9 protein-coding genes are annotated in these 14,146 nt (G+C 66.1%); 2 read left to right on the top strand and 7 right to left on the bottom strand.

Features of this window, described 5'->3' with window-relative positions; all coding sequences use genetic code 11:
• Positions 1-11: 11 nt before the first annotated feature.
• From ABIE56_RS15900 to ABIE56_RS15875, 6 genes are all read right to left on the bottom strand, one after another.
• Positions 12-815 carry a paraquat-inducible protein A gene (locus ABIE56_RS15900; protein WP_429244766.1) on the bottom strand — a complete coding sequence of 268 codons (804 nt, stop codon included), beginning with the start codon at positions 813-815 and terminating at the stop codon, positions 12-14.
• A 6-nt stretch (positions 816-821) separates the two neighbouring features.
• Positions 822-1,487, bottom strand: coding sequence for a DUF3313 domain-containing protein (locus ABIE56_RS15895; protein ID WP_429244765.1), 666 nt, complete (start codon positions 1,485-1,487; stop codon positions 822-824).
• A gap of 65 nt (positions 1,488-1,552) precedes the next feature.
• Positions 1,553-2,698: an ATP-binding protein gene (locus tag ABIE56_RS15890; RefSeq protein WP_429244764.1), complete on the bottom strand. Its 1,146-nt coding sequence runs from the start codon at positions 2,696-2,698 to the stop codon at positions 1,553-1,555.
• Positions 2,695-3,357, bottom strand: coding sequence for a response regulator transcription factor (locus ABIE56_RS15885; RefSeq protein WP_429244763.1), 663 nt, complete (start codon positions 3,355-3,357; stop codon positions 2,695-2,697). Before ABIE56_RS15885 ends, ABIE56_RS15890 begins: the two co-directional genes overlap by 4 nt.
• 76 nt (positions 3,358-3,433) lie before the next feature.
• Complete coding sequence (locus ABIE56_RS15880) at positions 3,434-6,847, bottom strand: autotransporter outer membrane beta-barrel domain-containing protein (protein ID WP_429244762.1); 3,414 nt, start codon at positions 6,845-6,847, stop codon at positions 3,434-3,436.
• 111 nt (positions 6,848-6,958) lie between these two features.
• Complete coding sequence (locus tag ABIE56_RS15875; RefSeq protein WP_429244761.1) at positions 6,959-10,651, bottom strand: autotransporter domain-containing protein; 3,693 nt, start codon at positions 10,649-10,651, stop codon at positions 6,959-6,961.
• Positions 10,652-10,745: 94 nt separating this feature from the next.
• Between ABIE56_RS15875 and ABIE56_RS15870 the strand changes: the two genes are divergently transcribed.
• Entirely contained in the window at positions 10,746-11,423 is a 678-nt protein-coding gene (locus tag ABIE56_RS15870) for a response regulator transcription factor (RefSeq protein WP_429244760.1), read from the top strand.
• Entirely contained in the window at positions 11,417-13,348 is a 1,932-nt protein-coding gene (locus ABIE56_RS15865; RefSeq protein WP_429244759.1) for an ATP-binding protein, read from the top strand. Before ABIE56_RS15870 ends, ABIE56_RS15865 begins: the two co-directional genes overlap by 7 nt.
• 23 nt (positions 13,349-13,371) lie before the next feature.
• Here ABIE56_RS15865 and ABIE56_RS15860 read toward each other — a convergent pair whose 3' ends face one another.
• Positions 13,372-14,133, bottom strand: a complete 762-nt coding sequence (locus ABIE56_RS15860) for a glucose 1-dehydrogenase (RefSeq protein ID WP_429244758.1) — start codon at positions 14,131-14,133, stop codon at positions 13,372-13,374.
• Between the last annotated feature and the right edge of the window lie 13 nt (positions 14,134-14,146).

Here is a 14,146-nt window from a genome sequence, read left to right as displayed (position 1 = left end):
CCTACAGGTCCCTAAGCCATACTCCGCTGCTGCCAAATGCGCCTTCCATCGAACAGTCGCGTCGCCAGGCACATCAGTACGCTCGATACGCCGAACAGATAAATTCCCGGCTCGAGCTGCATGGCCAGTTCTGCGCCCAGGGAACTGGCGATCGCAGCGCAACTTATCATCAACACTTCAAGGTACGTCCAGCGCGCAGCACCCTCAAGCACGCGGAGTATCCCCATCCGCTGCGGGCGCAAGCCATCCACATCGAAGTCATCCGCCCACAGCAGCCAACCCAGGCCCAGGCACCGAAACACGGGAAGCACGAGCGTTGCGGCGAACAGCATGCCTGCGACATCCCACGCACCGCGGTGCCAGAGCGCCTTTATCCCTTCGTACAACGTGACATCTGAGGTGAGATGGCCTGGCCTCGCATAGCCAGCAAACGGCAGGAACAAGCATGTCCCGAAGCTGATCACCCCGACCACGAACAGCAGCCAGCTCGCCTCGATATCGCCGCCCCACCACGCTTGTAAGCGCCCACCACAGTGGGGGCACACGGCGGTGTCGCTACCATCCATGCCCACCACGGTGGAACCGCAGCCGCGGCACATCACGGCATCCAGGTCGTGGCCCGTCGGGATACCAGCAAGGGTACGCCACTCAGGCAGCGCCAGCTCGTCGTGGCCGCCGGCCGGGGATAACCGCGCACCGTGAATCACCAACGCGCCGCAACGGTGGCAATGCGCCGCCTCCTCAGCACCCAGTGCGGGCCGCCGATACACCGCGTCGCAACGCGGGCACACGATGATGCGGGAGGAGAGGTACATGGCAGGTCACCGGCCCAGGCTGCCCACGAAGCTCGCAGCGCCCTTATCGATGCCCGTTTTCGAGGCGGTCAGCGGCCCGAACGATGCCTTGAAGTTCATGGCATTCGGGTACTGCTTGTCGACGTAGGCCTTCAGCAGCTTGCCGCTGGACGCATCGAACACTTCTACGGCGTAGCTCACCGAGCCCATGAACATGCCTTCGCCGCCGGTCATCGATTTCACGGCATTGATCGGTCCGCCGCCCATATCCATCTTGGTGAAGGTGCTCAGGAAGCGCGTCGTACGCTGCGCGCCGGTCAGGGTCACGCGGATGCGCAAGGTATCGGTACGCGGCAGCGAAACCAGCTCGTAGCGTTCCTTCAGGCGGCTCACGAACTGGCCATCCATGTACAGCGCGAGCTCACCTTTTTCCGCTTCCGTCACCTTGCCGAACTGCGCATCGGCGCCGCGGTAGACCACCACCGGATCCATCATGAACGACTGGTAGGCGTTCCAGTCCACATCGCTCGCATACGTGTACAGGGCGTGGGGGCCCTTCGCTTCCGCGTTTGGCCGCAGGTAGCCCGAGGATTCAATATCGTGATACGCGACCGGCTTGGTGCTGTGGGCACAGCCGGTGAGCAAGGCGGTGGATAACGCGAAGCAGGCAACAAAGGGAACGTGGGGACGCATGGTCTTTCCTGGTCGTCGAGGGGAATGGCGGAAGGCCGGTTCGACGACATCGTAGGAAAGAGTTTTTAGGAATTTTTTAGCGCCACCGGGAACGTGACCGCCACACGAAGGCCACCGTGCCGCCCTGCCCGGCTGGCTTCCGCCGTAGCGCCGTGCAGCGCCGCAATACCGGCGACGAGCGACAGACCGATACCGCTGCCTTGGGTAACGGTCCCAGGCGCGCGGTAAAAGCGATCAAAAATCGCCTTAAAGTCGGCATCGGGTACGCCGGGGCCATCATCGGTGACGATGAGCTCGGCCTGCTGGTCATTCGCCGCGGAAGCGCCACGGCAGGTGACCGTGACCTGCCCGCCCACGTTGCCGTGCCGTATGGCGTTATCGACGAGGTTACGGATGAGGATCCCCACCTCGTCCACATCGCAGCGGATGAGGCAGGCATCGCCCTCAAGGTTCAGGCGGATGTTCCGCTCGGCCGCCTGCACGCGGAACTCGCTGAGCACATGGCGTGAGAGCTCCAGCAGATCCGCCGGCACCATGCCGCTCGAATGAAGCCCGGCATCCAGCCGCGCAAGGTCAAGCAACTGCTCGGCCAGGCGGTGGGTGCGGTGCGAGACATCGAGCAGGCGCTCCAGCGCGTGGTCTTTCTCCTGCAGCGTGCCTGCCGCCAGCGCCACCTCGGCCTGCACGTGCAAGGCGGCCAATGGCGTGCGCAGTTCATGCGCCGCATCGGCGATGAACTGCCGCTCGGCACGCATGGCGGTGTCGACCCGGCCAAGCAAGGCGTTGAACGCCGTGATGAGCGGGCGCAGCTCGGTAGGCACCTGGTGCACCGGCAGTGGCGTTGAGTCGTAAGGATCACGCTGCGCCAGCCCTGCGGAGATCGCGCGTAACGGACGTAATGCCGCCATCAGCGTGAGCCAGGTCAGCAGGCCGACGAGGCCGAGTTCCACGGTGTTGAGCACCATCGCCGTAAGGGTGCTTGCGGGCTCGGAGGACGCCATGCCTCCAGGCTGCGTTGCCACCGGTGCTGGCGGAATAGCTTCGGCTGGAAGGACACCCACCAGCTTCTCGCCGAGCGTATGCAATCCCGTACGCCATGCGTTGCTCTGCCCCTCAGTGAGGTAAGAGACAAACATCATGATCGAGATCGCCCACGCGAAGACGATCACCAGCCCCAATGCTGCGAGCATCCGCCACTGCAGGGATTTCATGGTGCCTCCCCCGTCGTGTAACCCTGGCCGTGCACGGTGCGGATCACGCCTTCGCCCAGCTTCTTGCGCAGCTGGTGGATAAACACTGAAACGGTGTTGCTACCCACGGCCGCGGTATCGCCATACACCGCCCGCTCCAGCTCCTCGCGGCTCACCACCCTCCCCGCGCGTTTGAACAGCGAAAGCAGCAACTGGTACTCGTGCGCACTCAGGGCAACGGGCTTGCCGGCCTGGCTCACCACGCGCCTGAGCGGATCCAGGGTGATATCGCCCTGGGTCAACTGGCCGACCACCTGCCCCTCGGCCCGGCGGATCACTGCCCGCAGGCGCGCCAGTAACTCGCCCAGCTGGAACGGCTTCACCAGGTAATCATCGGCACCCGCATCCAGGCCCTGGATCCGGTCGCTCAACTGGCCGCGGGCCGTGAGGACGATCACCGGCGTGGCATCGAACCGATCGCGCAGGAACCGCAGCACATCCAACCCCGAGCCCTTGGGCAAGCCGATATCGAGCAAAACCGCCGTATACGCGTGATCCACCAGGGCAGTACGGGCCGCCGGCGCATCCCCCGCATGGTCCACGGACCACTGCTGCTGGCGGATGCCATCACAAATGGCCCGGGCGAGCATGGCGTCGTCTTCGACTAGAAGCAGGTTCACAGGAGGGCTCTTGGCGGGCGAGTCCTCTAGCTTGCGGTAGGGGGATTAGGTTTTCATTAACGGCTTGCCGGGCGCACTACCAATTCCACCGCACCCCCACCTTCCCATCCCACGCCCTAAACCCCCGGCTACCAAAACCCTTCTGGTAGCCGAGGTTCGCGTAGAACGAGGTATTGGCATCAAGCTGCCAGGTGCCGCCGCCGTTGAGTTGCCACCAGCTGCCCTTGATATCGCCATCGAAGGGGACATCGCCGTTCTCAGAAGAAAACGAGGTGGTGGGGTTGCCCTTGAACTCCTTCCACACATTCAGGCGTAGCCAGCCGGTGAGCAGCCGGTGCGTGCCATCGCGGGTGGGTTCGAGTGTCCATGTGTTGGCCCAGCGGAAGCCGAGGCGGCCGACCAGGGATTCTGCATCGCTGAAGCGTACGCTCGCCGCAGCATCCGATGCGCGGCCGTTGTCCACGCGTTGATACACCACCTGTACCTGCGGCTCGAACACTTGCGAGTCATCGTGGAAGGGGTAACCGCCTTCCAGTGATGCCGCCCAACCGAAAGCCCTGTTGTGCAATGCCAGCCGCTCGTTCGAGGTGGCGCTCCATTGCGACCAGGTGCCCTGCGCCACCGCATCCAGGTACGCGCCTTCGGCCCAGTAGTGCGTCCAGTACAGCCCCAGCTGTTGTCCGCGCACGACATCGTCGCCAGCGTTGCTGCCGTCGTAATCGGTGACGTCGCTGCGAATGCGGCCCGTGCCGAGGTACACGCCTGCGTGGTCGCGCTGGGCGTTCTCGTGCTCTTCCGCGTAGATATCCGTGCCGGCCTGGATGGCCATGGTGTTGTAGTCGTACTTGGGGCTGCCGTCGTAGATGCCATCGCGCGCACCTCGTACATTGCCGTCCTCGCCCAGCACCCGCACCCAAAAGGCATTGAGGTAACTGTTGCCGCGCAGGTCGCTGCGCTCACGCAGTTGCTCCTGCTCGCCAACGCGCTCATGCAGGTTGCCGAGCGTGGTCCAGCCAAAGCGCAACGCCATCGCCGGCAGCGCGGTGTACAGCGATACCTCGGGCCGGTAGACCGGCGCGACCGGAACCGGCGTGCCGTTGCCCTCCGGCTCGATCGGGCCCGGCACCTCCGGTGAGGGCGGCAAGGGCGTCGGTGCCGGCGGGTCGCCGCCATCGGGCGGTGGGGTCGGCCCCGGCGGCGGCGCGGGCGGCGGTGGATCCGGAGGCGTTGGCGGCCCCGGTGGTCCCGGCGGCGTGGGCGGCGTGGGCTCACAACCGGGCGCGTTCGCATCGCGGCAGGGCACCGTGTTGCGCAGGAACCAGTCGTTCTCCGTGCCCGCAGACGCGCCACCGCGATGCAGGGTGTATTCGTAAGGACCGGCCACCACCGATGACGCGAGCGCGAATGCTTCGGGCGCGGTCGTGCCACCGTTCGCGACCTGCACCACCAGAATGCCGTTGCCGGTCGTCTCGGCACCCGGTCCATCGGTATTCGTCACCCGGATCCGGGTCGCGCCGGTGGCGGCGCCGCCGTCGACGATCAGGCGATCCGTCGGTGAGCTGTCGTCGCCAAGGTAGGTGTTCAAACCCAGCGTGCCGCTGCCCGCCCACGCCCGTGTGTAAAGGGTCTTGTGCACACCGGCATCCGGTGCGGTGAATTGCACCAGGCCATCGTTCGTCACCGTATCGGACACCACGGAACTGGCGGGAATCGTCCACGCACTGCTGCCATCGATGGTCACGTTGGTGGCATAGAACGCCTTGCCGATCCACGTGGATTGATTGGCCAGCGCGACGTTGGCCTGGCTGGCTGCATCGGCCTCGACCAGCCCCTGCGCCTGTGAGCCCGTGAGGCGCAGGTTGATCACCGTGGGCACGCCGTAATTCGCGTTGTTGCCTTCGGCGGCAAGCAGCCACGTACCGCCTTGTGCCACTGCCCCGCCGGACAAATTCACATCGAGTGGGCCGGCTCCACCGATCGCGACGCCGTCGGCAGTGAGCTGGCCACCGTCGATCGTCAACGCATTCGTCCACTGGCCACGCGTCCAGTTCGTGGACCACACGCCATACGCACCGCCCGTCGCCGCAATCGTCGAGCCGCTGAACGACATACTGGTGGGAAAGGTGGCGGGCTGGGTGGGCGGAACGCCCGCGTAGCCGTACAGATACAGCGCGGCGGTGCCGCCATCGGCACGCACGGTAGAGCCGGATACGTTGTACTGGCTGCTGGTATAGCCTTCCAGGCCAATGGACCCTGCGCCGCGTGCATTTATCGTGGCGCCAGTCAGCTTCATCGTGCTTAACAGCGCCGTATTCGAACCCACGTAGGCGCCGTAGCTGCCCTCCGCGTTCGCGTTCACGGTAAGGCCCGTGGCATCGATGCTCCCCGCCTGGTTCAACAAGCCCGCGCGCCACGACGGTACGGTGACACTGCCGAAGATGCCGTTAACCAGCGAGCCGGAAGTGAGCCGCCACGACTGGCCGTTTCGGCCCGCGGGTGCGTTGATGTCGATCACGCTGTTGCCGGTCAGGACCGCCGTCGTGCCTTGCTGGGTCCATACACCGAGCGCCGCCGCCGGGCCGGTCACCGTCAACGCATCGAGCCGCGCCGTCCCACCATTCATCACCACCGCGCCGGTGCCACCGACGCCCGACGCCGCCAGGAAGTTGAAACTGAGTCCCGATACGGACGCCGCCATGCTCGACCCATCCACGCTCATGCCGACACTGGATGCCGCGTTGAACGTGAAGCGGATCGGCTGTGCAGCGGTAAGCGCGCCACCGTTGAACAGGTAAATGCCGAGCGATCCCAGCCCGCTCATCGTGATCGGCAGGCTGCCGTTGACGCTGATCGCCGAACCCGCACCGGACGCGCCAAGCCCCACCTGTGTGGTCGCACCGGTAGTGAAGAGCGTGTTCGCACCACGGATATCGATCGTGCCGCCTGCATCGGCAATCATGCCGTTACCCGCGGCGCTCGCGCCGGAGTAGAACGGGTCGCTGAAGTTCGAACTCGAGACGGTGACGCTGCCGCGCGAGACCACGGCGTAACCGCCTGCCAGCGAAGAGACGTTGCCTGCCGCCAGGGCGATGACGCTTCCGGCGGTATTCGCCCATAGCGCGGCACCCCGGTTGGTGATGATGTTGACCCCGCTGTTCACCGTGATCGTGCCGCCATCGGCGAACAGGGCGTTGCCGTTATCGGTGTAGAGGCGGATAGCCCCAGGGCTCGGTCCCTGGCCCATCGCGATCACCAGCTGGCCGCCGGTCACGGCGGTCGAATTGGCCGTGGATGTGCCACCGCTGCGCAGGTCGACCGTGGTGTTGCCTACCATGGTCGTCGTGCCCGACGTCACGCTGATGGGGCCAGCCACCGTCCCCGGCCCCACCTGTTGGGCGAGAGCGCAGGGTGCACCGCCCGTCGCCCCCACCAGCAAGGTGGCCGCGGCAACGCGGAACCGGGAGCGGATCGGGGCGAGCGCTGGGCGCATGACGCGACACTCCACGGAGGCTCCATGGACTATCGCCTTCCCACCCCACCACAGACAGTGTGGTTCCACGCAGCATGCGTTGCGTAGAGTTTCGTAGGGAAATGCGGCAAATCAGAACGCGATGTTCAACGACACCCGTGCGCCCTGATCCTTGCTTCCCCCACCAAACTGGCCCAGATAGCTCATGTCCAGGCTGCCGCTGCGGCTTATCGGCATGTGCAGCCCGAGTTCGGCGATCCCCGTGCGGCGAGCGATGGGCACGCCTGCGATATCGAAGGCATCCCCGCCACCGCTCACAAAGCGCTGCGTCACCACCGGCGTGCGATCACCCCACGCCTGCTGGTAGCCAAGGCGGGTGATGGCGCTGATACCGGCCTGGCTATCCAGCTGCCACAGCGCACGAACACCAAGGGTCGCGGTGTTCAGGCTCGTGCTCTGGCGGGAAGCGGCCAGTGCTTCATCACCACCGGTCTCCTGGTAGTGATCGTTATCCAGGTGCGCGCGGGCAACGTTCACGTACGGCTCGAGCGTGTTGGCGCCGAGGCCGATGCGATATCCCGCTTCCACGAAGCCCTGCACCAGCGTGGCGTGGTAACGCGCACTGAGCGCGTCGCGCTGGTCATCAAGCGTGACACCGCGGTGCGTATCGATCGCAAGGCGCGAACCGATCACACCCGCATGGAGAACAAAGGCATCAAGCTCGGTGCCCGCGTAGATCCCCAGATGGGTGGACGTGGTATGCGCATTACCCGCCGCACCTGCCGCACGGGTCGAAGCCTGGCCGCGGCCCAGCACCACGCCCAGCGATGTATTGCCTGGCAGCTGCGCATCGCTACCCACCAGCAAGCCGCTGCCATTGGATTGCACGCGCGCCGCATTGCCATCCCCACCGATATCGCCCCAGTGGCCCCACGTGCTGGCCCACACCGTGCCGTGCGTGGTCGCTGCCTCGGGGCCGGTGCCTTCACCGTTGAGGTGCTGGTTCACGGCATCGCGTACGTAGCGGCTGTCCTGCAAGGCGGCGCTTTGCACGCTGGCGTGGATCTCGCCGGACACGGCGTTGAACAGCTGGCGTGCACCGACCGTGTCCTGCTGCAACGCGTACTGATACAGCGCGCCCGCGCCCTGGCTTTCCAGCGCCGCGCCCGCATTGCGTTCGTTGAAGGTCTGGCCGACATCGGGGAAGGCCACCGCGTTACGCGCCAGCGTGAGATACACATCCGTGGCGTCGTAGCTCAGCTCCGGCGCAAGGAACGCCAGGGTATTGCTCGCCCCGGCGAACTGCCCGCTCACCCCACCCTGCGCACTGAGGATGGTGTACTTCCGCCCTACCGCCCAATCGCCGTCGGCCGATAGCACCGCCACCGCACCGCCGCCAAGCGTCGCCTTGCCGGCGACGGCAAGGCTATCGCTCTGGCCGCTTTCGTTGGCGTTGACGATGTAGCGCGAACCTTCCGCAAGCGTCAGGTCGCCACCAAAACCGAGGGTAGCGATGCTGGCATCGCCGCCCGGTGACAGGCTCGCACCGTTCGCGATGGTGGCGCTACCCACGGTGCCCGTGCCCACCAGGGCCGTGCCGCTGGCAAGGTTCACGCTGCCGCCCAGGCGGCCATCCACCTGCAGCGTACCGGTCGTAACGTCGGTGCTGCCGGTGAACGCGCTGCTGTCGCCCGTGAGGGTCAGCGTGCCTTCGATCTGCTGGGTCAGCGTGCCCGCACCACTCAGCGCGCCCGCGTAGGCAAGGCTATCGGACCGGTTGAAGACAAGGTTCGCGCCGCTGGCGATGTTCGTGTTGCCGAGGAGCGTGCCCGTCGTGCCACCGGTGCCTACCTGCAGCGTACCGGCCTGGATATCCGTACCACCGGTGTAGGTTTCATTCGCGGCGAACACCAGGGTGCCTGCACCGGTCTTCACCACATCACCCGGGCTGGTACCGTCGGCGATCACACCCGTGAGCGTCGTGGTGTTACCCGCTGCCACGTTAAACGTGGGGTCGCCGCTTAGCGTGATCGCGTTGGCGAAGGTGGTGGCGGCCGCACCAAAGTCCAGGCCCGTGCCGGCACCCATGGCCAGCGCGCCGGTACCGATGGCGCTGTTGTTCGCCAGGCCAAGCGTGCCTGCAAGCAGGGTGGTGCCACCGCTATAGGTGTTTTCACCGTTGAGCAGGTAGGTGCCCGTTGACGCGATAGCGAGACCGCCCGTGCCGCCAATGATGCCGTCATACGCACCCGATGCCGCGCTGATGGTCAGCGTCTGCGCGCCGAGCGCGACCGTACCGTCACCGCTGAGGTTGCTCACGCTCGCGCCGGCGTTCGTGCCGGCGATATCGAACGTGCCCGCACGGTTCACAACAGACGACGCGCCGATGCTGCCGTTACCGGTGAGCGCCAGCGTCGCGCCCTGGGCAATCGTGGTCGCGCCGGTGTAATCGCTGATGCCGGAGAGCTGCTCCGTTCCCGCGGCCACCGTGAGCCCGCCGCTGCCGTGGAGGCTGCCACTGAAGGCGCCCTGGGCGGCAGTAAGGGTCAGCGTGTTCGCACCCAGTTGCACGGCGCCGCTGCCCGATAGCGTATGAATGAAGGGGCTTGCCGCCGTGCTGATGTCGAGGGTGCCGTTCGCCTGGATATCACGGGCGTTCGCCAGGCCACCGTTGCCTTGCAGGATCAGGTAGCCATCGGCGTTGATGGTGACCGCACCGGTGTACGCGTTGGCCACCGTAAGAATGAGGGCTTGGGCAGCCACCTGGCCTGATCCCTCGACGATAAGCGTACCGCCGCCAAGGATCGAACCGGAGATGGTGAAAGCGCCCACGTTCTCCATATTGATGGTGGTCGTGCCCTCGTTGATCAACGCGACGTCGCCCAACGTTCCTCCGCTAAAACCTGGATTGGAGTTGGCCCACACCATCAGGCTGGCATCACTACGCACGTCAATGGCGCCGTTGACCACGGAAGTGGGAAGCAAGCTCAGGAAGTTGCTTCCACCGGTCAGCAGCAGCGCATCGCCATTCGTGCCGTCGCCACCGTCCCCGGAGCTGTTGCCCGTGTCGATGCCGCCCAGCCCACCCACGCCACCGCTGAGGGTGCCGCGGAGAAAGATGTTGAGACCGGCCCCTTCAATGCCGTTGCCGCCACCGCCGCCGCCACCGCCCACGGCATAGGTCCCTGCGCCGCCGTTACCGCCGCGGCCGCCGGTGACGGTCCCGTTGATGGTCAGGCTTGCGTCGGTCGCGAGGATGCCGTCGCCGCCACCCCCTCCGCCCGCATTGATCGACCCATCCGTCCCCCCACCGTTGCCACCGTTGCCGCCGGTCACGTTGCCGTTGAAGGTGACGCTATTGGAATAAGGGCTCGAATCGGGTACGTACACGGCCGCACCGCCTCCGCCGCCTCCGCCGCTGTACTGCCCACCGGTGGCACCGCTCGCGCCATCGCCGCCATTACCGCCGGTGGTATCCCACAGCGTCGTATCGATACCCGTCTGGCCAGACACAAGGCTTAAACCCACACTACCGCCGGCGCCGCCCGCCATCACGCTGCCGCCACCCCCAAAGATCAATCCATCGGCGCCCGCGCCACCTGCACCGCCCACGCCGACCTGGGCCGCGCCAGTCGCCGAGTTGCCGCCCGCGCCACCGCCACCACCGGCGCCACCGCTGCCGGGCGCAGTACCCCCGGTGGACTGGGCCAGCGCGCCGGCGGACATCAGCGGCCCGAGCAACATGGCGGTGGCCAGTGCCATGGCAAGGCGGTGCGGCCGCGTGGCGGGGCCGCGACGCGGAAACGAGGTGCAAATACGGCTCATAGCTGGATTCCCTGTAGAGCCGCCAGCCTACGGTCTATACTCCGGCCCGGGGATCCCCGAATTCAGGGGTACGAGGATCGTCTGGGGCACGGAAGTGAACGTATCCAATCGTATGGGCCTGCATCCCGCCTTGGTTGTGGATGATGATGCGGCCACACAGCAGCGCCTGGCCCAGCTACTCGCCAGCCACGCCGGCACCGATTCCACCATCGCCTTCGCGAGCAGCGTGGACGAGGCGTTGCAGCAGCTCAGCCAGAGCTACCCCGCCCTTGCCCTGGTCGATATCGGCCTGCCCGGTGCCAGCGGCATCGAGCTCGTGGCGTGGCTGCATGAGCAGCGGCCGCAAACCCTTACGGTAGTCGTCTCCGCCTACGGCGATGCCGCGACCGTGGTGAAAGCCTTGCAGGCCGGTGCCGTGGGTTACCTGCTGAAGGAGCGCGATGACGAGGAGCTGGACCTGGCCTTGCGCAGCATCCAGCACGGCGGCGCGCCGATCGATCCCTCGGTAGCCCGGCATATCCTCGCCTTGGTGGTGAACAAGGCCGCCGACACGCCTGATGCAACGCCCAACGCCGACGCCGCGCTCACCCCACGCGAAACCGAGATCCTGCAGCTGGTCGAACGCGGCATGGGCAACCGCGATATCGCCGAGCACACCGGCCTGTCGCGGCACACGATCGAGGGCTACACCAAGGCCATCTATCGCAAGCTGGCGGTGCGCTCGCGCACGGCGGCGATCTTTGAGGCGCGATCGCGCGGGTTGTTGTGCTGACCGTGCGCGCCAGCCGCTGGCTAGGCATGCTTGCCGCGCTGCTGCTCGGTACGTGCATGGCCACCGCCGCCGTTGCACAGGAAAGCCGCCGCGACGTGCTGACCCTGGTCAACGCCGACGCCGTGCAGGCCAGCACCACCTCCACCGCCCCGCCGGCGGAGGGCTGGCAACCGGTCAGCCTCATGGATTACTGGGACCAGCGTTGGCCGCAACACGATGGCGTGGTCTGGTACCGCCTGCGCTGGCACCAGGACAACGACGCCACACCCATCGGCCTGCTGGTGAGCTACGCGTGCATGGCGCAGGCGGTGTATGTCAACGGCAGCCTTGTCTACGCGGATGGAAACCTCACCGAGCCGCTATCGCGCAGCTGGATCCGCCCGCATTACTTCCTGGTCGATAAACCGCTGCTACGCCAGGGCGATAACGAGATCTGGATTCGCGTCTCAGGTATTGCCGCGTACCAGCCCGGGCTGGGTGAGGTAAGCGTCGGGCCGCCACGCGCCGTGCAGGCGCTGTACCGCGAAGCGCTGTTCTGGCGTTACGGGCTGCACCTCTTCAGCCAGGCGATCGATGCGGTGTTCTGCGGCCTGTTCCTCATCCTGTGGCTGCTACGCCGCAAGGACACCGCGTTCGGCTGGTACGCCCTCACCTCCCTGATCTCGCTGTTCTACAACGCCAACTTCATCGCCGACAGCACCTGGCCTTTCGCCAGTACCGATGCGTGGCAGTCGTTCATCCTTGCGGCCTACGTCGCCAATGCGAGCGTGTACTGCGTGTTCCTCCTGCGGTTCTGCGAACGGCGCTGGCGGCGTACCGAGTACGCACTGCTTGCCGTGGCGTTGTTGCAGATCGTGTGGGCCATCGCCTCGCCGCACACGGCCGGCGTGTATCGCGGCGCCGGCTTCGTGGTCGGCAGCATCATCAACCTGGCGGCGACGATGTGGTTCATCGGTTTCGCCATCCGCGGGCACCGCCGCGACCACCGGGTGCTCGCTGCCTGCCTGGTGATTCCGTGCGCCGCCGGCGTGCACGATTTCCTCGCGCTGTTTGGCATTACGCACAGCGATAACTACCTGCTCGCGCTCACCGCACCGCTCTCGCTGATCGGCATGGGTTTCGCGCTGGCCTTCCGCTTCGCGGCCGCCATGCGCCGCGTGGAAGGCTTCAACGCCGAGCTCCGCTACGAAGTGGAAGAAGCCACGGCGAAACTGCGCGCCACCCTGTCCCGTGAGCACCAGCTCAGCCTTTCGCACACGCGCACCAACGAGCGGCTCAACCTGGTTCGCGATATCCACGATGGCTTTGGCGGCAGCCTGCTGAACACCATCACCGTGCTGGAGCAGTCGCCACACTCGGAAGAACAACAGCACGCCGTGGCCGCGCTGAAGGAGCTACGCGACGATCTGCGCCTGGTGATCGATACCTCCGCGCATGACACCGAAACGGACCTGATGGGCCTGCTTGCGCCATTGCGGCACCGCTGGAGCAACCGGCTGGAGATCGCCGGCATGGATAGCCGGTGGACGCTGCACGGGATCGAGGGCACGCGCCCCCCGCCCAGCCATGCACTGGATCTGCTTCGCTTCCTGCAGGAGGCACTCACCAATGTCATCAAGCACAGCGCGGCATCGCACGTGGAAATCCGCGTGGAGTGCGGCGCGGGAGGGCGGTTGCTTGTCGGCGTTCGCGACGATGGCCGCGGGTTTGAGTACAACGACCCGATGCTCCGCCGTGGTGCCGGCCTGAACAGCTTGCGCAGCCGCGCCATACGCCTCGGCGGCGACCTGAGGGTGGAGAGCCGGCTTGGGCGCGGTGCATGGATGGGGTTGGTAGCCACCGTGACGGGGTGGGAACACCGCCCGACGAACGAGCATGCTCCTTCGCAGGACGCGACCGCAGGGACCACCATCACGCCCGCGTGACAGCGGTCACCGAAGGGCTGGCATTACTTGCCGCCAGTCACGTCCAAAAAAGTGCCGGTAACAAACGAAGCCTCAGCACCCGACAGCCATAGGATCGCCCGTGCGACTTCGTCAGGCTCGCCCCCGCGGCCCATCGGTATGGAATCCTTCACCCGGTCCACCCTGCCCGGCTCGCCGCCGCTGGCGTGCATCTCGGTGTAGATATGCCCTGGGCGCACGCAGTTCACGCGGATGCCCTCGCGGGCGAGCTCTTTAGCAAGGCCCGTGGTGAAGGTTTCCAGTGCGCCTTTGGATGCGGCGTAATCCACGTATTCGTTCGGGCTGCCCAGGCGCGCGGCCGCCGATGACACGTTGACGATCGAGCCGCCATGGCCATCGTGGCGATGCGACATCCGCTTGATCGCCTGCTGTGCGCAAAGCATCGGGCCGATGGCGTTCACGGCAAACACGCGCTGCATGCGATCGAACGCGAGATCCTCCAGACGGGATTGCAGGGAAAGAATCCCCGCATTGTTCACCAACGCATCGAGCCGGCCGAACGTCGCGTCGATCGCATCGAACAACGCGGCGACCTGCGCGGGATCCGAGACATCGGTACGCACCGCCAGGCCTCGCCTTCCCGCCGCCTCGACATCCGCCACCACCGATGCGGCAGCCGCCTCGTCGGAAACGTAGCTCAAGGCCACGTCATAACCCTGGGCAGCCGCCAGGCGCGCGGTGGCAGCACCGATGCCACGGCTACCACCGGTAATGAGGATGAGGGGGGCCTGGTTGGGGGGCGTCATGCGTCAGTGGCCT

Origin of the sequence: Luteibacter sp. 621, from assembly GCF_050435445.1 — a bacterium.
GTDB lineage: Bacteria > Pseudomonadota > Gammaproteobacteria > Xanthomonadales > Rhodanobacteraceae > Luteibacter.
Note: the sequence above shows the minus strand (reverse complement) of the source record. Positions and strands in the feature narration are given on the sequence as shown.